Source organism: Psychroflexus salarius (assembly GCF_900129035.1).
In the GTDB taxonomy this organism is placed as follows: Bacteria; Bacteroidota; Bacteroidia; order Flavobacteriales; family Flavobacteriaceae; genus Psychroflexus; species Psychroflexus salarius.
In genome coordinates this window covers 191,459-211,068 of the sequence record NZ_FQTW01000005.1, presented here as the reverse complement: position 1 = coordinate 211,068, position 19,610 = coordinate 191,459, and the positions used below count along the sequence as shown (strand labels likewise).

At 32.5% G+C, this 19,610-nt stretch carries 16 protein-coding genes; 6 read left to right on the top strand and 10 right to left on the bottom strand.

The features are described 5' to 3' along the window. Nucleotides 1-177 precede the first annotated feature (177 nt). The 4 genes from BUB82_RS08110 (at nucleotide 178) to BUB82_RS08095 (ending at nucleotide 5,573) form a co-directional block, all read left to right on the top strand. Entirely contained in the window at nucleotides 178-630 is a 453-nt protein-coding gene (locus BUB82_RS08110; protein WP_073193114.1) for a LexA family protein, read from the top strand. Beyond that, on the top strand, nucleotides 618-1,874 hold the full coding sequence (locus tag BUB82_RS08105) for a Y-family DNA polymerase (protein ID WP_073193113.1): 1,257 nt from the start codon (nucleotides 618-620) through the stop codon (nucleotides 1,872-1,874). Before BUB82_RS08110 ends, BUB82_RS08105 begins: the two co-directional genes overlap by 13 nt. Nucleotides 1,875-1,957: 83 nt before the next feature. Beyond that, the gene (locus tag BUB82_RS08100; protein ID WP_073193112.1) at nucleotides 1,958-4,816 is read left to right on the top strand and encodes a sensor histidine kinase; all 2,859 of its coding nucleotides are present in this window, start codon (nucleotides 1,958-1,960) and stop codon (nucleotides 4,814-4,816) included. Between the two features lies 1 nt (nucleotide 4,817). Further along, nucleotides 4,818-5,573, top strand: a complete 756-nt coding sequence (locus BUB82_RS08095) for a LytR/AlgR family response regulator transcription factor (RefSeq protein WP_073193111.1) — start codon at nucleotides 4,818-4,820, stop codon at nucleotides 5,571-5,573. A 77-nt stretch (nucleotides 5,574-5,650) separates the two neighbouring features. Here BUB82_RS08095 and BUB82_RS08090 read toward each other — a convergent pair whose 3' ends face one another. The 8 genes from BUB82_RS08090 to BUB82_RS08055 all read right to left on the bottom strand — a co-directional run bounded on the left by BUB82_RS08090 (nucleotide 5,651) and on the right by BUB82_RS08055 (nucleotide 15,499). Further along, nucleotides 5,651-8,185: a T9SS type A sorting domain-containing protein gene (locus BUB82_RS08090; RefSeq protein ID WP_073193110.1), complete on the bottom strand. Its 2,535-nt coding sequence runs from the start codon at nucleotides 8,183-8,185 to the stop codon at nucleotides 5,651-5,653. Between the two features lie 120 nt (nucleotides 8,186-8,305). Further along, nucleotides 8,306-9,436 carry a 3,4-dihydroxy-2-butanone-4-phosphate synthase gene (gene ribB, locus BUB82_RS08085; RefSeq protein WP_073193109.1) on the bottom strand — a complete coding sequence of 377 codons (1,131 nt, stop codon included), beginning with the start codon at nucleotides 9,434-9,436 and terminating at the stop codon, nucleotides 8,306-8,308. Between the two features lie 26 nt (nucleotides 9,437-9,462). Then, nucleotides 9,463-10,989: an LptF/LptG family permease gene (locus BUB82_RS08080; protein ID WP_073193108.1), complete on the bottom strand. Its 1,527-nt coding sequence runs from the start codon at nucleotides 10,987-10,989 to the stop codon at nucleotides 9,463-9,465. A 4-nt stretch (nucleotides 10,990-10,993) separates the two neighbouring features. Then, a complete protein-coding gene (locus BUB82_RS08075; RefSeq protein WP_143185665.1) occupies nucleotides 10,994-11,644 on the bottom strand; it encodes an outer membrane lipoprotein periplasmic chaperone LolA1 in 651 nt (216 codons plus the stop codon). Between the two features lie 4 nt (nucleotides 11,645-11,648). Further along, the gene (locus BUB82_RS08070; RefSeq protein ID WP_073193107.1) at nucleotides 11,649-14,126 is read right to left on the bottom strand and encodes an FtsK/SpoIIIE family DNA translocase; all 2,478 of its coding nucleotides are present in this window, start codon (nucleotides 14,124-14,126) and stop codon (nucleotides 11,649-11,651) included. 134 nt (nucleotides 14,127-14,260) lie between these two features. Further along, the gene (locus BUB82_RS08065) at nucleotides 14,261-14,512 is read right to left on the bottom strand and encodes a DUF6952 family protein (RefSeq protein WP_073193106.1); all 252 of its coding nucleotides are present in this window, start codon (nucleotides 14,510-14,512) and stop codon (nucleotides 14,261-14,263) included. Continuing rightward, nucleotides 14,493-14,807 (bottom strand): thioredoxin family protein, encoded by a 315-nt coding sequence (locus BUB82_RS08060; protein ID WP_073193105.1) that lies wholly within the window; start codon nucleotides 14,805-14,807, stop codon nucleotides 14,493-14,495. Before BUB82_RS08060 ends, BUB82_RS08065 begins: the two co-directional genes overlap by 20 nt. A 53-nt stretch (nucleotides 14,808-14,860) precedes the next feature. After that, nucleotides 14,861-15,499, bottom strand: coding sequence for a peroxiredoxin (locus BUB82_RS08055; RefSeq protein ID WP_073193104.1), 639 nt, complete (start codon nucleotides 15,497-15,499; stop codon nucleotides 14,861-14,863). 187 nt (nucleotides 15,500-15,686) lie between these two features. Between BUB82_RS08055 and hutI the strand changes: the two genes are divergently transcribed. Together hutI and BUB82_RS08045 are read left to right on the top strand one after the other, a co-directional pair. Further along, nucleotides 15,687-16,931 (top strand): imidazolonepropionase, encoded by a 1,245-nt coding sequence (gene hutI, locus BUB82_RS08050; RefSeq protein WP_073193103.1) that lies wholly within the window; start codon nucleotides 15,687-15,689, stop codon nucleotides 16,929-16,931. After that, a complete protein-coding gene (locus BUB82_RS08045) occupies nucleotides 16,921-17,907 on the top strand; it encodes a formimidoylglutamase (RefSeq protein WP_073193102.1) in 987 nt (328 codons plus the stop codon). The genes hutI and BUB82_RS08045 overlap by 11 nt, the downstream gene beginning before the upstream one ends. Here BUB82_RS08045 and BUB82_RS08040 read toward each other — a convergent pair. Next, nucleotides 17,902-18,519: an acyloxyacyl hydrolase gene (locus tag BUB82_RS08040; protein WP_073193101.1), complete on the bottom strand. Its 618-nt coding sequence runs from the start codon at nucleotides 18,517-18,519 to the stop codon at nucleotides 17,902-17,904. The genes BUB82_RS08045 and BUB82_RS08040 overlap by 6 nt on opposite strands. A gap of 45 nt (nucleotides 18,520-18,564) precedes the next feature. Then, a complete protein-coding gene (gene porQ / locus BUB82_RS08035) occupies nucleotides 18,565-19,575 on the bottom strand; it encodes a type IX secretion system protein PorQ (protein ID WP_073193100.1) in 1,011 nt (336 codons plus the stop codon). Nucleotides 19,576-19,610: the final 35 nt, after the last annotated feature.

The following is a 19,610-nucleotide window of genomic DNA, read 5'->3' as shown; positions in this document are numbered from 1 at the left end:
TGTGGGTGCTTTTTTAGGCATTAAGAAACTGAAATAGTAAATAATACCCTAACCAAAGTTAAAAGCGATGCTCAATATTGAGTGTCGCTTTTTTTATTTCAACAGACGTTAAATACTTTGGATTATTTCCTTTATTAAGGAATAAATCCTAATTTTGAAATGATAAAAAAAGGATTCATGCCACACACTGTAATTACAGATATTAAAAAAATTGATGCGACAAGTAGGTTGCAATTACCTATTACAGAAAACGGTATTAGCGCAGGTTTTCCAAGTCCTGCCGATGATTTTATTGATTTAAGTATAGACCTTAATAAAACATTTATACAGCATCCCAATGCTACATTTTTTGGCCGTGTTAGCGGCGATAGCATGATTAACGCCGGCTTAAGCGATGGCGACTACTTAATTATAGACCGTAGCTTAGAGCCCAAGCATAAACAAATTGCGGTATGCCTCATTAATGGCGACTTTACTGTAAAACGCTTGCACATTCTTAAAGAGAATGTATATTTAGTCCCTGAAAATGAGGCTTACCAACCTATTGAAGTAACTCCTGAAGACGACTTTAATATTTGGGGTGTAGTAACCACCGTTATTAAACCTTTACAAGTCTCATGTTTGCGTTAGTTGATTGTAATAATTTTTACGCTTCGTGCGAACGGGTTTTTCAGCCTGAATTACGCTACCAACCTCTTGTTATTTTATCTAATAACGATGGTTGTGTGATTGCACGTAGTAATGAGGCTAAGAATTTAGGTATTCCGATGGGTGCTCCAGCTTTTAAGTTTAAGGAAACATTTAAGCGCTTAAATATCGCTGTAAGATCTTCAAATTACGAGCTTTATGGCGATATGAGTGCACGCGTTATGAATATCCTAAGTGAGTTTACTCCTGACGTTGAGGTTTACAGCATCGATGAAGCATTCTTGAGGTTTAATGGGTTTGAACACATTAATTTACAGCAACACTTGGAACAGATGAAGCTTAAGATTGAGCGCTGTACTGGAATTCCGATAAGTATTGGTGTTGCGCCTACAAAGTCTCTTAGCAAATTGGCTAATCGCATTGCTAAAAAATTTCCTAAACACACTAATGGTGTTTATATCATGCGTTCGGAAGAACAGCGAATTAAAGCCCTAAAATGGTTAGACATTAAAGATATTTGGGGAATTGGGAAACAACATGCTAAACGTCTGCAACAGTTAGGCTTACATAAAGCCTATGAATTTACCCAGCTAACAGACGATTGGACCCGTAAACACATGAGTGTTGTGGGTTTGCGTCTTAAAAAGGAACTTGAAGGAGAAGTCACCTTGGGACTTGATGATGTGACTCATAAAAAAGCCATTGCCACTACCCGATCCTTTGATTATGAATATAATGACTTTGACTACATCAAAGAACGTGTGACTAGCTTTGCCGTATCCTGTGGCGAAAAACTACGTCGACAAGAGAGTTGCTGTGAGCTGATTTACGTCTTTTTAAAAAGCAATCGGTTTAACACTAACGCCCCGCAATACAGCAACGGAATTACGATTAAAACAACACAGCCAACCAATTCGAGCATTAGTTTAGTCAAGTATGCGACTACAGCTTTAAGAGCGATTTATAAACCGGAATATAAGTACAAAAAAGCTGGTGTGATGGTAATGGGATTAAGCCCGGAAAAGTCTAAACAAATATGCCTTTTTAGTGAAGAAGACCCAAGACACCACAAGCTCATGCAACATATTGACCAACTGAATAGTCATTGGGGAAAACACAGTGTTAAATTTGGAGGTCAAGACCTACAAAAAATCTGGAAAATGCGTCAAGAACACCTTTCTAAAGCCTATACTACAAAGCTTAAAGATGTCATTAAAGTTAGTTAGCAATATTTAGGCGCCATTTAAAAAAAGTAAAGCCAAAAATGATGAGAATAATCTATTTTTGAAAGATAGATAAAAACCTCTATTTGAAAAACCTTATCACATATTTTTGGATTGCTTTACTGCTGAGCAAATTTGCTATAAGTCAAGACAAGCCGGCCTATCAAAAGATTGATGAAACTGCTGGTCTACCAACATCAACCATATATAGCCTTATTGAAGATGAAAACCATAAGATCTGGTTAGCTACAGATCAAGGTTTATCTACATATGATGGTAAAGCGTTCACAAATATTAGACATTCCAAACAAAAAGGAAATGCAGTATTTAACTTAAGCTTAAATCAATACAATATTTGGTATAATAATATTTACGGACAACTTTTTAAAATTAACTATCAATCTATAAATCCAAAACTTCAAGCTGACTTAAAAAAAGAATTAGGCGGCGACCTAGCAAACTTTTATATTGAAAAGGATATTAAACTCTTTTCAGAAAAAGGAATTTTCAAGATTACACCAGATTCTAAGGTGAAAAAAATTACTAAAGATCAGGCAATCAGTAGTATTTCAACTGGAAATGAAAACTATTACATCAACCAATTAGGACATCTAAAAGACTTTAAATCTGAATCTGTTCTTAAACGATTTAACTTTAGTCAAAAAAAAGCACAATTACTTACAATTCAAGGTGATGTTTATGTTTATGGGATTACAGCTAAACACAATCAACTTTACCATATTAAATCTGCTAAATTTTTTGAGTTAGATGAAAAGCTTAGTGAAACAAGTATAATTAAATCAAAACAAATTGGTAAAGAACAGTGGCTATTAACAAAAAATGGTGCTTTTTTAGTCGATATAGAAGCTGATAAGCTTATCGTCAAAAAACATGTCTTAGCAACATATCAAATTACAGATGTTATTCGCGATTTCAATAATAATTATTGGTATACGAGTTTAAATGATGGAATTTTTATTATAAAAAACTTTCAATTTTTAACGCTTAATTTAAATTTTAATAAGAGCTCAATAAATGAACTATGCCGTATTAATGAAAATAAGATTGCCGTTGCCAACAATAAGGGTGAATTTATAATTAAAAACTTACAAAATGGTAATATTGAAGATCATGTAGTGTTACCTCATGATCTTAATGTTGGTAAGATGCTTTACCTAGCCGCTAGTAACGAATTAATAATAAGTTGTACCAATGAAGCATCATTTAGCTATAATTTAAATTCAAAGCAAGTAAAAAATTTAGGGAACAAATATGCTGTGGCCAAAGCACTTCAAGCAATTAGTAAAGACAGCTTACTATATTTACCTTATAATAAAAGTATTATTAAAACCGAAACAGCGGACTATTTATTAGATTCGATTAGGCCTAATACTGGCTATTATAATAAAACTTCAAAACAAGTTTTTGTAAGTAGCGTTGAAGGTTTAAAAATCTATGATCTCGAAACATTAAAAACACAAAAGGTTTTAGACAATATATACGTCTCTCAATTTGCTAATTCAAAATCGAGCAATACATGGATAGCTACCTTTGATCATAAACTTTATAAAATTTCAATACAAGGAAATATTCAAGCTTTCAAGCTTCAAAATAAACTCAAGAACAAAACAATTGCTTCTATAGCAGTTGACCAACAACAGCGTCTTTGGATTTCAACTTCGAATAATATTTATGTTTATAATGAAGTTAGAAATAGTTTGCAGCTGCTCGACATATTTAACAATTACGATTCTCATTTTTATAAACTAATGAGTGTGGGAAACTCAATACTAATTGAAACTAAAAACCAACTATTATACTTTAAAGATGCGGCATTTTACTCTCCTAACAATTACACAATACCCCAACCTCGTATCAATCAAGTAAGGATAAACAACCATGAGACAATAAACCGTAATAATACTGTGGAATACCACCAAAGGGATATTAAATTTACCTTTCAAGCAAATGGACTTAATGCAAATCAGCTTTATAGTTATGCTTACAAACTTGGAGGGTACGAAGCCGACTGGAGTTATACTGGTGTTGGTATACAAAGTGTAAACTACATTAATATACCACCTGGATCTTACAGTTTTAAAGCCAAAACGGTTTACAACAATGACTTTAGTAAAGATATTGCTGAATATCAGTTTACGGTCAAAAAAGCTTATTGGCAGACATGGTGGTTCGTGACTCTTGTCATAGGTTTAACCTTACTAGTCATCTTAATTATCTATAAATTCATCAGTAAGAGAAGAAATTTCAAGAAGGAAGAAGAACTCAAAAAAGCAATTTTAGAATCTAGAGTAAACCTCTTAAAATTAGAAAATTTGCGTTCGCAAATGAATCCTCACTTCATATTTAATGCTTTAAATTCTATACAAGATTATATTTTAGCTAATGAAAAAAAATTAGCAAGTAAGTACTTGATTAAATTCTCGAGATTAGTACGTATTTACCTAAATCATAGTCAAAAAAATACGATTAATCTTCAAGAAGAACTTCAAGCATTAGAACTCTACTTGTCGTTAGAACAGCTTAGATTCGAAGATACTTTAACTTACAATATTGTTGTAGACCAAGCACTTCAACAGGAGAAAATTAAAGTTCCATCATTGTTTATTCAACCTTATGTTGAAAATGCAATTAAACATGGATTATTGCACAAAAAAGACAATCGAATTTTACAAATCAATTTTAAATCTATAAAAAATAGTAGTTTAGTTTGTGAAATTATTGATAATGGAATTGGTCGAGATGAATCCATGAAAATTAATCAAAAACGTCTAAACAAGCCTGCCTCTTTTGCTATGACAGCTAATAACGAACGTGTTAATTTATACAATCGAATTAACACTAATCAAATCAAAATCTCTATAGAAGACATCTCGAAAGACAACAAAATAGGTGGTACAAAAGTAACTATACATATTCCTTATTAAAATGAAGATACTAATAATTGATGATGAGGCTAAGGCACAAAGCTTATTAAAGAAGCTTATAGCAGATTTAAGTTTAAAAGTAGATCAATTATTTACTGCAAACAATCTTCTAGAAGGCATTGATATTATAAAAAAAGAAGCTCCAAAAATTGTTTTTTTAGATATCGAGATGCCTGAGTATTCAGGGTTAGAAATATTAGATCATATTGATTTAGAACAATATCCTTTTAAAATCATTTTTACAACGGCTTATCAGCAATATGCTACGGAAGCATTTAAACTATCGGCTGTCGATTATTTACTGAAACCTATAGATCCCGACGAACTTGAAATTGCTATAAATAAAGCCCTTAAAATAATTGAACAAAATAGGTTAAGCTCTCAAATAAAAAGTTTGCAAAATGCACTCAATGAATTAAAAGTGAAAAAAATTGCGCTTGAAGTCCCACATGGGATTATTTTTGCTGAACCTGATGAAATATTATATTTTGAAGCTGATGGCATGTACACCAATGTTATCTTAAAAGATCAAAGAAAGCGATTAATCTGTAAACCCTTGAAGCATTTTGTGGAGCAATTATCTCAAAATAAATTCTTCTTTAAGCCACATCGTTCCTACTTAATTAATCTAAATTATATGACAGAATTTATTAAGAAAGATGGCGACTATATTCTTCTAGACAATACCATACATATTCCTATATCTAGGTCACGTAAGGATGATTTTACAGCCTTACTTAGAGAGACTTTTTTATAAAAATCATCTTCAAAATTAAAAGCAAATAAAAAGGCTCACTAAATTTAGTGAGCCTTTATCATTTTAAAATAGTTTGTTTATTGCTTAATAAACTTTTTTACAGCAGTTCCTGAAGAAGTTTCAACTTTAAGAATATATATTCCTGATGGCAAGTCTGAAACATTTAAACTGTTATGGTTTTTAGTTTCTCTTAAAGCTTTACCGTTTAGTGCGTAAATTTTTAAAGATTTAATACGTTCATCAGACTTCACATTTATATTATGTGTTGTTGGGTTTGGATATAACTTAATAGAGATATTTGAATAATTAACATCTTCTATTCCTAATGTTGAATCATATTCATAAGCACCTAGATCTATTGTACTGTTAAATATTCTATCGTTACCTGCTAAATCTAAATCACCAAATAAAGCCACATCGTAAAATGAATTATCCCCATTATCTATAATATAAGTAGAGATCGCTGTTGGTTTATAGTCGCCATCTAAATTTAAATTATCAGTTGCAGGATTTAAAGTGTTTACATTTGTAGCATTAAAAGTTCCGTTAGTTCCCGCGTTTGAGGCTACATTTGCAATAGAATTTCTAATAAACACATCGTAAGTAGAATTCATTCCGTCGGAAATATCTCTAGTGGCTGCTGCACCATTAACAGTATTTTGCCAAAAGATAGAATTATTGACATTTAGATTTACACTTCCATTGCCTGATGCGATTATAGAATTACCATAAGTACCACTATAATCATTATTAACAAACGTACTATTGTTAATTACAACATCTAAAGTATTTCCATTGTTAAAATCTTCTCTAAAAATGTTTAATGCTGAAAGATTAATATCATTATCTGCTACCAAAACGTTTGCCCAACGTGTAAAAATATAGCCGTTTGTACTATCAGATTGTACATAAACCAATCCCATATTAATAATAGTGTTATTTATAAACTTGGTGTTTTCAATTAGTAATCCTTGATTAAACTTTCTAATTTTTAGTAAATACCCATTAGAATAGTTATTTCTAAATACCGAATTTTTAATTTTTAAGTTATTAACATTTAAATTATTTGGTATAAATATGACACCGCTTTCTTCAACACCACCAGATTGTGAAGTATCGTAAATGTTTTCAAAAATAATACCATCAAAAGTGACGTTGCTTGTTCTTAGTTCAAATAAACGCTCTGCATTATCGCTTTTATTCGATGAGAAATCTCCATCAATATCATCACCATTAATATCACCTGTAAAAATGGTTGCATTTGTAGTATGTATAGCTGTTAAGTCTCTATCAGCTAAGGTCGTTTCGGTTCCTGCAAAACCTCCAATAATATCCACCTCATTTGTACTAACGGCTATTGGAGTATTTTTATCTGCTAATGTATACGTTCCTTTTGCTACCCAAACAGCATCATTTAAATCGGTAAGTGCTAAAGCGTCTGTTACGTTTGTAAAAGCATCTGTCCATGAGCTACCATCGTTTGCGCCTGTTGCATTTGCATCTACATAATAAACTGCTGGTATACAATTTTCGCTATAACTTGCTTGACCATCTTTAGTCCAACCTACATTATACTGACCACTGTTTGCTGGTGGTGAAAAGGCAGCATCTACTTGAATACATGTTAAATTTGGATTACTGTATGCTTTCATATAAATGAAATTGCTATTATTTCCGTTAGAGATCAACAAAGTTTCTAATGCACTATTTTCATGACAAAACAATTCATCAATATTTGTATTTAAACGTATGTCTAAACTTGTTAAGTTGTTGAAACCAACATGCAAACGTGTTAATGATAAGTTATTACTCACGTCTATAGTAGTTAAACTATTATTAGGCACATCTAAACGCGTTAAATTGGTAAAAGCTTCTATACCTGTTAAGTCTGCAATACCGATACCGTTCATAATTAACTCAGTTGTAGCTTGCGCTTCTGCCATCGTTATTTCAGCATCTCCATTTAAATTGATGTTGTTATCGCTTACTAAAAAGTTTTTAAAATTGGCATCAGGGATGTTTACTACTTGATTAAGAGCAACACAATCGTCGCCATAAATTGCTGAGTTACCTTTGGTCCAACCTTGGCTGTATATTCCGGCATCTGCAGGTGGCGTAAAACCAGTATCAATTTGAATGCATGACAAACTATTACCATAAGCTTTCATATAGCTAAAGTTGCTGTTATTACCATTAGCTATATTTAATTGATATAAAACACCATTATTGTGACATTGAATATCTGTAATTAAAGTATTTGCACTAATATCCAACGTTTCAATTTGATTAGCAGCACAGTGAAGACGTGTTAAGGCAAGGTTATTACTAACATCTAACGACGTTAAATTATTATTATAACAATCTAAACGTGTAATGTTTACAAAAGCTTCAATACCGGTTAAATCTGAAATGGATAATCCATTGATTAATAATTCACCAGAAAAAGCTTGGGCTTCAGCAACTGAAATTTCGCTATCGCTATTGGTATTAATTGCTGAATCGCCAACAAGATAAGCTTTAAAATTAGCATCAGGAATGTTGACATTTTGTGCATGTATGCTACACCATGCAGCCGAAATTAAAAAAGAAAATAAAAGTAATGATTTTTTCATTGTAGTTAAGATTAATATTCAACAACAAAATAACTTCACTTTTGAACGTTTTCAATTTGCTATTTTCTGAATAGCTTTAATTTCTTTCTAAATGACAAGAGAGTAGACTTCAAATAGAAATCAATAGGTAATATACTCCGTTATTTCAAGACCATAGCCAATCATCCCAACACGTTTTTGTTGTTTAGAGTTAGACATCAATTTAATTTTATGAATGCCTAAATCATGTAAGATTTGTGCCCCAATGCCAAAATCTTTATGATCCATTGCAACGCTAGGCGCTTTATATTTTTTGTTAGCTTGATTTTCTTTCAAAACTTTAAGTCGACCTAATAAGTTTAAGCCTTGTGTATCTTGATTAATAAAAACAATTGCACCTGATTCATGTTTATTTAAAGTTTTAAACATGTCATCGAGTTTTTTATCGGCGTCGTTGGTTAACGTCCCTAAAATATCATTGTTAACTAAGGTAGAATTTACACGAACTAAAACTTCTTCATTAGCCTCCCAAGTGCCTTTTGTTAATGCTAGATGTACATGACTATTAGTCGTTTGTTGGTAAGCTCTTAAACGGTATTTCCCGAATTTGGTATGAATATCAAAATCTTCTTTTTTCTCAATTAAAGAATCATGTAACATTCTATAAGCTACTAAATCTTCAATACTTACGAGTTTTAGATCGTGTTCTTTAGCAACTTCAACTAATTGCGCTAAACGTGACATTGTGCCATCTTCATTCATAATTTCACAAATCACACCAGCTGGATTTAAACCTGCTAATCTTGCAAAGTCGATGGCTGCTTCCGTATGGCCAGTTCTTCTTAAAACGCCACCTTCTTTGGCTATAAGTGGAAAAATATGTCCAGGGCGATTTAAATCATGTGCTTTGGTTGAAGAATCTGTTAAAGCTTTAATTGTTTTTGCTCGGTCTGAAGCTGAAATCCCTGTAGTGACGCCTTGCCCTCTTAAATCAACTGAAACGGTAAAAGCGGTTTCCATTGGATCGGTATTATTGCCTACCATGGTATGTAAATGAAGATCTTTACAACGACCTTCGGTTAATGGTGAACAAATTAAACCGCGACCATATTTGGCCATAAAATTAATCATTTCAGGGGTGACGGCTTCTGCAGCAGCTAAGAAATCACCTTCATTTTCACGATCTTCATCATCTACAACGATAATAACTTTTCCTTTTTTAATATCTTCAATAGCATCTTGAATACTATCTAACTTTATAGCTTGACTCATTTAGTTTTGTTTAGGATTCAAAGTTATCAATCTTCTTTATTTGGCTTTTTCAATTTCAGTTTAATTAACAATTTTTGAATTGGTACAGTAATAATATCTAAATTGATAAAGCCTTGATCTGTAGTAGCGCGATAGGTTAAATAAACACCAAGTGGTAACATAATTATGGTTGAAAGCCAAGAACCCAAAAAAGGAGGTATTTTATTACTTTCTGCACTATTTCCTGCAAATAGATCAATAAAATGGTAAACTAAAAATAAAACAATAGCTACAATCATGGGTAAGCCTAAACCACCTTTTCTAATTATGGCTCCTAATGGAGCGCCAACAAAAAACAATACAACACATGCAAAACCAAGCGCATATTTGTCATGAAGCTTCATCTCGATTTTATTTAAAAAAATAGTACGATTTTTATATAAATTTTGACGAGCACTAATTTGCGGTGAAATACTATTAATAGTATTTATAGCAATGCTTAGCAATTGCTGTTGTTGAGATGTATTGTATAAATTTAAAATAGAATCAACATTATTTTTTGCTGTGTTTGAAAGCTTTTTAACTGCTTTGTAATCTTCTTTGGTCTTTTTTGCGAATTTTGATGATGGTAGCTTCAGTTTATTGTAATTTGGTGCGCTATCAACTTCAACTATTCTTGATAAACCATTCCTTAGATTAACACTTTTCTGATAGCGTTTTAAGTTGTTTCTGAAATCGGTAGAAAACGAATCTAATTGCGTTTTTAACTCATTGATATTTAATTGCTTAAACGGATGATTTTCATCATCATCAATATCAACTTTGTTTACCTGAGTTAAATCTATATTAATGACATAACGTTCAAATTCGCTCTTTACAAATGGGCGTTTACGGCGTTCTTCAAATGAAGAAGGAATAATCTCATTATAATAGTTTCCGTCAAACAACACGAGAGACAAGGTATTTGAATTTTCTTCAGATTGAAGTTGGCCGCGTTCGGCTTTAATGACGGTATAATTTCCTGATCGGTTGGCACTTTTCTTATGTATAATAACTTGTTCTAGCTTGTTACCATTTTCGCCAGATTTTTTGTTGACTTTAATATTAATATCACCAACATCATTAAATGCGCCTTCTACAATTGCCATTGCTGGTTGTACTTTAGCAATGTTTCGCTTCATGCTACCAGCTTTAAATTCGGCTGCAGGAATAACATTATTACTAAAAAAGAAGGTTAAAATGCCTAACAAAACAATAAACACCGAAAGACTACGCATGGCGCGTTGCAATGAAATTCCTGAAGACTTCATGGCTGCAAATTCGTAATGCTCTGAAAAATTACCAAATGTCATGATTGAACTCACTAATATGGTAAGTGGTAAAACAAGCGGCACTAGATTTGGTGAGTAGAAGAAAAGAAATTTAGCGACCACCCAAATTCCTAAATCTTTACCAGCTAAGTCTGAAATAAACATCCAAACAGCTTGTAAGATAAAAATAAGCATCAAGATCGTAAAAACCGCGATAAAGGTTTTTAAGAACGATACTAGAATATAGCGATCAAGAATTTTCAATAGTTTAGTCTAAATTATTGATGTAATAATCTGGGTATCGCGACTCATCAAAGCTAAACATGTTTGTTGATAAAGGTTGATTAGGCTTGAATTTAGTCACTCTAATTTCAATTCTAGTTCCGTTATCTTGAGATTGAATTAAGTTATAAATATGCTTTGTCATTTGGTCTATTCCGATTAAAGCTTCTTGCATATCAGCTTCAGAATCTTTAGCGATGAGTTTTACATACTGAATTTTTCGGCCATCTTTATTTTGTAAAATATCATTTTTATAAATGTAGCCTTCTTCAAAAAAAGTGAGCATTTTTGAAGGTGTGAGTTGATTATCATTTTCAGGATTATAGTTTGATATGGTAATTTCTTCATCTTCAGGAATGATGGTATAAATTTTTTCGCCATCAAACAGTTGGGTTGTTCCCATAAGATTAAGCAAATATTTTTCATCCTTTAAACTTAAGCTACCTCTTGTTTCTTGCTTTAATTTTTCTTGTGTATTTTCTAGTATGTATGAAAATTCAACTTGAATATTATCGTAAGCCTTTACTTTAGATAAAACTTCTGAAATTAAATTTTGTGCTTTAGCATCACTTTGTGCTTTAATATTAAAGCTAAAAAATAGTAAGACAGTTAAAGTGGTTAAAAACGTTGATTTCATAATATTATGCATTCTTTTCATTTTCTAATAATTGTTTTAAAGCCATTAAATCTGGCACATTTACTTGACGTGCTTTACTACCTTCAAATGGACCTACAATTCCGGCTGCTTCAAGTTGGTCTATAATACGTCCAGCACGATTATAGCCTAATTTCAATTTTCTTTGCAATAACGATGCCGAACCTTGCTGAGCTGTTACAATAACTTCTGCCGCTTGTTCAAATAATTTATCACGCTCATCTATATCATTTGCTAGTGTAGATTGTGAATCTTCACCGCTATATTCTGGTAATTGATAAGCATCAGGATATGCTTTTTGAGAACCGATAAATTCAGTTATCTTTTCAACTTCAGGTGTGTCTACAAAAGCACACTGTAAACGAATTAAGTCGTTTCCTTGTGTAAACAACATATCTCCGCGACCAATAAGTTGGTCTGCACCGCCAGCATCTAAAATTGTTCGAGAATCTATTTTTGAAGTCACTCTAAAAGCAATTCTAGCAGGAAAGTTAGCTTTTATCATCCCTGTAATTACATTAACTGAAGGTCTTTGAGTAGCAATAATTAAATGGATTCCTATCGCACGTGCTAATTGCGCTAAACGGGCAATTGGTGCTTCAACTTCTTTACCGGCAGTCATAATTAAATCGGCAAACTCATCAACTACTAAAACAATGTATGGTAAATATCGGTGACCATTTTCAGGGTTTAACTTTCGTTTTTTAAATTTTGCATTATATTCTGAAATATTACGCACTAAAGCATCTTTAAGTAAATCGTAACGCGCATCCATTTCAATACATAATGAATTAAGCGTATCGATAACTTTAGTATTATCGGTAATAATAGCTTCATCAGTATCAGGAAGTTTAGCTAAATAGTGACGTTCTATTTTATTGAATAAAGTCAGTTCTACTTTTTTAGGGTCTACCAAAATAAATTTAACCTCAGCTGGATGTTTTTGATACAATAAAGAGGTTAAGATAACATTTAACCCAACTGACTTACCTTGCCCAGTGGCTCCAGCCATTAACAAGTGAGGCATTTTAGCTAAATCTACCACAAATGTTTCATTAGATATGGTTTTTCCAAAAGCAATTGGCAGCTGCATTTCGGCATTTTGAAACTTGTTTGAAGCTGCCACACTTCGCATGGAAACAATCGCTGGATTTTGATTAGGAACTTCAATACCAATCGTGCCTTTTCCTGGAATTGGTGCAATAATACGTATACCTAAAGCTGAAAGTGATAAAGCAATATCATCTTCTAAATTTTTAATTTTAGAAATACGTATTCCAGCATCAGGAATAATTTCATATAAGGTGACTGTTGGCCCTACAGTTGCTTTAATTTGTGCAATACCTATTTTATAATTATTTAAAGTATCTACAATCTTGTTTTTATTAGCCTCAAGTTCGGCTTGATCTATTTTAATGCTACCTGAACCATGATCTTCAAGTAATTCGGTTGATGGAAATTGATAATTTGAGAGTTCTAATGTAGGATCAAATTCACCAAAATTTTCAACTATTTTTTTAGATTTAGTGTCAACATCATCTTCATCTTCTTCTTTGGCGGCTTCTACTTCCATTCCTAAATCATCATCATTTGATTTAATAACAACTTTTTCAGCTTGTTGTGCTTTATTTTCGGTGGAATTTTGATCTGATGGGTTGGTTTCTGTTAAACTTGAATTTTGATTTTTTGGTTCTAGTGAATTTTCGAATTCTACCTCATTAGCTTGCGGTTCAGTTGAAGGTTCTTCGGTAGTATTATTATCGGTAGCTTCAGCTGATGCAGATTGCCCTTCTGAAGTTTTATTCGTATCATAATGTGCTTTGCTTGTGGCTGCATTTTGATTCGTATTGTCTTGAAATTCTGCTTTAACTGATTCAGATTTCTTATTAAAAAATTGGACTACTTTTTCAGGAGTGAGATTTATTCTAGCCACTAAATACACGATAAACATAAAAATAAGTAGCAATAACAAACCAATAGCACCAATGTAGTTGGTGATTAATTCATGAAGCTCAAAACCAACAACGCCTCCTAGAATTGGAAAATCATGGGCGAAATATGACAATGAGAGTGATAGTAATAATATTACATAACAACCCCAAAACCAAATGTTTAAAAGTTTTAAATTATCAAGGTTTAAAAATAACTTTAATCCCGTTAAAGCTAACATAAATGGCAAGCTAAACATGGCAACCCCAAAACCTTTAAAAATGAAAAAGTGAGATATACTGGCACCAAACATACTGAGCCAGTTTTTTGGCTGACTGTCAACTTGACTAGAAGTAACAATGCTTTGGTCAAATTGCCAAGTAAATAAAAACGATATAAAAGCAACCAATAAACCTAGAGCGAAAAAAAATAGAAAACTCCCTAAAATAATGTGGTGCTTTCTAGTTAATTTAAACTTAGGCTTTGCTGGTTTTTTTGCTTTTGAAGCCGCTTTTTTAGATTTTGTTTTGGCCATGAAAAATCTTAGGTCTTAAAAGTACAAATATAAAAGTATTTGTGGCCAAATCTAAAATAAGTTGAATAAAAGCAGAGTTATTGGAGGAGTAGAATTTCTGTAGACAAAAAAAAAGAAGCAAATATTTGCTTCTTTTATTGATCTATAGAACCTAAGACTCGCTTAGCAAATGTGTTAGCGGCATCTTTTTCAGACATGCCTTTATCTTTAATGAGTTTATCCATTTCAATTGCGCCAGCGATGTTGGTAATAATTTCTCCTACAACATCCATTTCGTGTTCTTTGACAGATCTGTGTTCACAAAAACTCTCTAAAACTTCAATAGTATGTTCTAGCTTTTGTGACTCATTGTTTTTTTGAAAATGCTTAATTATTGGTAACTTCATCGACTAATTCTTTTAAAGATTCAAATTTGTTAGTTTGTACTTGATTAACGAATTTTCCATTTCTAAATGTTGCAAATGTTGGTAGGTTATTCACATTAGCAAGTTTTCTAGATTCTGGAAACTTTTCTGCATCAACAATAATAAAAGATGCTGCTTCATTTTCACGAGCCAACTTTTTAAATTTTGGTTTCATAAGTCGGCAGTTGCCACACCATGATGCCGCATACTGAACAACAACAGTTTCATTATCGTTAACTTCTTCTTGTAAAATATCTTGTTCTAATTCCTTAAACATAATTTAATTTTTTTAATAGCCAAGACCAATTAAGGTCTTGGCGAGATTATAATTTATTTGTTTGATAAGTAAGATGCTGTACCTTCTCTATTTGGTTGCATAGCATCTTTACCTTCTTCCCAATTTGCAGGACAAACTTCGCCATGTTTTTGAACATGAGCGTACGCATCAATCATTCTAATAAATTCATTAACGTTACGTCCTAATGGCATGTGGTTAACACCTTCATGAAATACTGTTCCTTCTTCATCTATTAAGTAAGTAGCACGGTAAGTAACATTATCACCATCTACCGTAATGTGACCAGTTTCGTCATCATAACGCTCGTTAGTTGTGTCTAGAATCCCTAAACGGCTACTCAAGTTACGATTAGAATCAGCTAAAATCGGGTAAGTTACACCTTCAATTCCACCATCATCTTTAGAAGTGCTTAACCAAGCAAAATGAACTTCTGGTGTATCACAAGAAGCGCCAATTACAATTGTGTTACGTTTCTCAAATTCTGGTAAAGCTTCTTGAAAAGCATGTAATTCTGTCGGACATACATAAGTAAAATCTTTAGGATACCAGAATAAAACAATTTTTTTGTTTTCTTTCTTCGCTTTTTCTAGGATGTTGATTTGAATTGTGTCGCCCATTTCATCCATGGCGTTAACGACTAAATCTGGAAATTTGTTTCCTACAATTGACATAATGTTATTTTTTAGTTGATTATTCAATGCAAAAATAAGGGCTAAGTTCGATTTACACATCGCTTTAACTTATCTTTTAATTATATTGTCATAGATAAATCTTATAGCACTGAAATCGGTGTAGGAAAGCCCTTAAATTATTAAAGTTTACAGAAAATCATTAACATTGTAACACTTAAATTATTCTATGCGTATTTTATTTACACACATTAAGTCTCTATTACAAGTCCGTGAAGCTAATAAACAAGCTTTAGTAGGCGCAGCTTTTGATGAACTGCCTAAAATAGACCAGGCTTGGTTATTAATTGAAGACCAAATTATTATTGATTTTGGTGAAATGAAAAGCTTACCAAAACTTCATTTTGATCAAGAAGTTAATTGCAACGGGAAATTCATATTACCAACTTGGGTAGATAGCCACACTCACATTGTTTACGCCGGTAATCGTGAACAAGAATTTGTACAGAGAATAAAAGGTAAAACCTATGCAGAAATTGCTCAAAACGGTGGTGGTATTTTAAATTCAGCTAAAACTTTACAACAAACAAGTTTTGAAGAACTTTATCTACAATCTGAGCAACGTTTAAAAGAAGTTATACAATTAGGAACTGGTGCTGTTGAAATTAAATCTGGGTATGGTCTTACAAAAGAAGCTGAACTTAAGATGCTAAAAGTGATTCAAAAACTTCAAGAAAATTACAGCCTACCTATTAAAGCTAGCTTTTTAGGAGCTCATGCCCAACCTAAAGAGTTTAAAACCTCTGCTGAATATGTTACTTATGCCATTAATCATATTTTGCCAGAAATCGCAGAAAAAAGTTTAGCTGACTATATTGACGTGTTTTGTGAAGACGGTTATTTTGATTTAGAAGATACAGAACGCATTATTAAAGCAGGAAATGAATATGGATTGAAAGCCAAAATTCATGTGAACCAATTTAAAAGTTTTGGTGGTATTCAATTGGCTGCAAAACATAATATTTTAAGTGTTGACCATTTAGAAGTCTTAACTGAAGAAGACGTTCAACACCTTAAAAAAGCAGATACAATTGCGGTTGCTTTACCTTCATGCTCGTTTTATTTAGGTATAAATTACACACCTGTAAAACAACTCATCGATGCTGAAATTCCTTTAGCCCTTGCATCAGACTTCAACCCAGGAAGCACACCTAGCGGCAACATGAATTTTGTTGTTTCTTTAGCTTGTATAAAATTGAAGTTAACACCAGAACAGGCCATAAATGCCGCAACTATTAATGCCGCGTTTGCACTTGAACTTCAAGACGAAATTGGTAGTATAGCTAAAGACAAAAAAGCTAACTTCATGATAACTAAACCAATACCTTCATACGGATTTTTACCATACGCCTTTGGCACTAATTCTATTGATCAAGTTTGGATTAACGGAAAACGACAAGAACATGACATTTAATATATTTACACCTCAAAAACTTAAAAATTTCACGAAAAATCGCTCTGGTGAAGTTAAACTTGGTGAGTCTATAACCTGTTTAAATTCAATTGATGAACTCCAAAACCGTGATGAACAATTTGTAATTTTAGGTATTCCTGAAAACATAGGTATTCGCGCTAATTATGGCGCATCTAACGCGCATTTAATGTGGGAAGAATTTTTAAAAGCATTTTTAAACATCCAATCTAACAAATATAATCACCCTGAAGATGTTATTATTTTAGGCGAATTTAATACTGCAAGCCTGCAAGAACGTGCCTTGAACTTAGAATTACCCGAACAAGCTGAAGTTTTTGATGATTTGGTTCAAGAACTTGATGAAGCAGTTAGTCAATTGATTCAGAAAATCGTTAAATCTGAAAAAATACCAATTGTAATAGGTGGCGGACACAACAATGCCTACCCAATTATCAAAGGTGTTTCGGAAGCTTTAGACCAAAAGATAAATGTTTTGAATATAGATGCACATACAGATTACAGAAGTTTAGAACATCGGCATAGTGGCAACGGATTTTCATACGCCAAAGCCCATCAATTTTTAGATAAGTATGCCGTTTTTGGTTTACACAAAAATTACACCTCTGATGCTATTTTTCAAGAATTTGAAAAAGGTAAAAAAATGAAATTTGACTTATTTGAAGATTTAGTGCATCTCACAACATTAGATAAAACTGTGCATTTCAAGTCAATGATGAATTTCTTAGACAACAAATTCGGTTTAGAATTAGATTGTGATGCCATTGAAAATTTTCCATCTAGCGCCTCAACACCTAGCGGTTTTTCTATGGCTGACATTAGAACTTTTATTAAAGTAACCCGCAATAGTCAATCTAAATACCTTCATATTTGTGAAGCACAACCATCTAAGCATTTCAATTCAGGTAAAGCACTCGCCTATTTTGTTAGCGATTATATCAGAAAAAATAAATCATAATCTATACAAAACACCAGTTTCAACAACAACTGAATTATGACCGTGATTAGGCGTTTTTAAATTGGCATTAGAATCGTGTTTGGCATATAAACGCAAGTCTATTTGGAACCGATGAAAATGAAGACTAGTGCCTAAACCTAAAATATCTGTAAAAGTAAAACCGTTTTTAACACGCTCAGTACCGGCATCGCTATACATTGGTCCTACACTTGCTAGGGCATATAGACTATAAAATTGAGAAATGTAATGTCTCAAAAGCACTCCAAAATTAACCGCATAACTATTAAATTTTCGCTCTTGCGTATATTTTTCACGCAGAGACTCATAATCTGTAAAGTGTTGTGGTTGAATAAAATACTTATTAAGTAATTGGTGTTTAGACCAATAATAAACAGGCTCAATCTGTAACTCTAACTCAAAATAGGAAGATTTATAAAAAACTTGATTAAAAGCTAGCTTTAGGTGTTGATGTTCAAAACGGTAATTGTCATTCTGATATGGAAATCTATTTTGTTGACCTTCCCCAAAACTGATTCCAATTTTTCGACTTTCTGAAAAAAATTGAAATTGAGCTCGAGATATTTGTAAGCATCCTAAACATATAAAAAGCAAATAAAAAAAACGTTTAGAATGCAAAATAATGTTGATGTTAATAGATTAATATAAGTCTATTCCTAAGCCGATAAAATTTGAAGCACCAGCACGATTAAAACGCGAATAGGCATAATTAAACCTAACTTTATTAAATCTTATAGAAAAACCACCTGACAAGCCTGCAAAAGCACGTTGTTCTAGAATTCTTAGTTCTTCACCTCTTCTAAAGCTATAACCTAGCTGAATATTAAAACCACCTTCAGGAAATAATTCAAGACCTATAATTGTATGCCTTAAAATGTTATTAAAAAAACTTGGGTCATCTGGGGCTAGATTACCTTCTAAATCAACTTCATCTCGGTTAGTATTTCTAAAAGCTACATTCCATATTTGTGCTTGGTCATAAGTAATATGCCAACGCACTGGTACGTTTTTAAGTTGTTGAGACATCCCTAAAATAATTTCAAAAGGTAGAGTCTCTCTAACTTCGTTAAATGGTTTAAATTGGTAGCCTAAATTTTTAATTACCCCTGAAATAACTAAATCCCATTTATCATATTTATAAGTTAAGCCTAAATCTAAGGCGGCGGCAAAAGAGCTGTACTGTTCTAATTTTGAGGTTATTAAATTAATATTAGCACCAGCATAAAAATCACTTCGCCCAATTTGTGATGCGTAACCTGCCTGAAAAGCAGCTTCGTTTCCAGAAAATTCTTGTGTATTATTTCCAAACTCATCGTAACCATCAAAATTACCGTAATTAATGTAAGTTAAACTAGCTTGAACCACTTGTGTGCGTCGATCTAATAAATAGGCGTATGCTGCAGTACCGTAATTAACATCGGCAAGATAATTCATGTAATTAACACTCAACTGCTTATCCATTAAATAATTAATATTTGCTGGATTTGAAATAGCACTTGTTGGGTCTGAATTTACAAGTGTTATATTTTTACCGCCAAGTGCAGAAATTTTTGGTGAATTAGGAAGGTTTAAAAATTCATAGGTATGGCGACCACCAATTTGACCAAATGCAGTAAAACATACTAAAATTAAACCGATTAAAATTCTCATGAATGTTGACAACTGTATTTGGTAATCATCAAAAC

Excerpts from the sequence above, each read along its gene's own strand:
- BUB82_RS08110 (WP_073193114.1), top strand. The coding sequence starts at position 178 with ATGCCACACACTGTAATTACAGATATTAAAAAAATTGATGCGACAAGT.
- BUB82_RS08105 (WP_073193113.1), top strand. The coding sequence starts at position 618 with ATGTTTGCGTTAGTTGATTGTAATAATTTTTACGCTTCGTGCGAACGG.
- BUB82_RS08095 (WP_073193111.1), top strand. The coding sequence starts at position 4,818 with ATGAAGATACTAATAATTGATGATGAGGCTAAGGCACAAAGCTTATTA.
- BUB82_RS08090 (WP_073193110.1), bottom strand. The coding sequence starts at position 8,185 with ATGAAAAAATCATTACTTTTATTTTCTTTTTTAATTTCGGCTGCATGG.
- ribB (WP_073193109.1), bottom strand. The coding sequence starts at position 9,436 with ATGAGTCAAGCTATAAAGTTAGATAGTATTCAAGATGCTATTGAAGAT.
- BUB82_RS08075 (WP_143185665.1), bottom strand. The coding sequence starts at position 11,644 with ATGAAATCAACGTTTTTAACCACTTTAACTGTCTTACTATTTTTTAGC.
- BUB82_RS08070 (WP_073193107.1), bottom strand. The coding sequence starts at position 14,126 with ATGGCCAAAACAAAATCTAAAAAAGCGGCTTCAAAAGCAAAAAAACCA.
- BUB82_RS08065 (WP_073193106.1), bottom strand. The coding sequence starts at position 14,512 with ATGAAGTTACCAATAATTAAGCATTTTCAAAAAAACAATGAGTCACAA.
- BUB82_RS08060 (WP_073193105.1), bottom strand. The coding sequence starts at position 14,807 with ATGTTTAAGGAATTAGAACAAGATATTTTACAAGAAGAAGTTAACGAT.
- BUB82_RS08055 (WP_073193104.1), bottom strand. The coding sequence starts at position 15,499 with ATGTCAATTGTAGGAAACAAATTTCCAGATTTAGTCGTTAACGCCATG.
- hutI (WP_073193103.1), top strand. The coding sequence starts at position 15,687 with ATGCGTATTTTATTTACACACATTAAGTCTCTATTACAAGTCCGTGAA.
- BUB82_RS08045 (WP_073193102.1), top strand. The coding sequence starts at position 16,921 with ATGACATTTAATATATTTACACCTCAAAAACTTAAAAATTTCACGAAA.
- porQ (WP_073193100.1), bottom strand. The coding sequence starts at position 19,575 with ATGAGAATTTTAATCGGTTTAATTTTAGTATGTTTTACTGCATTTGGT.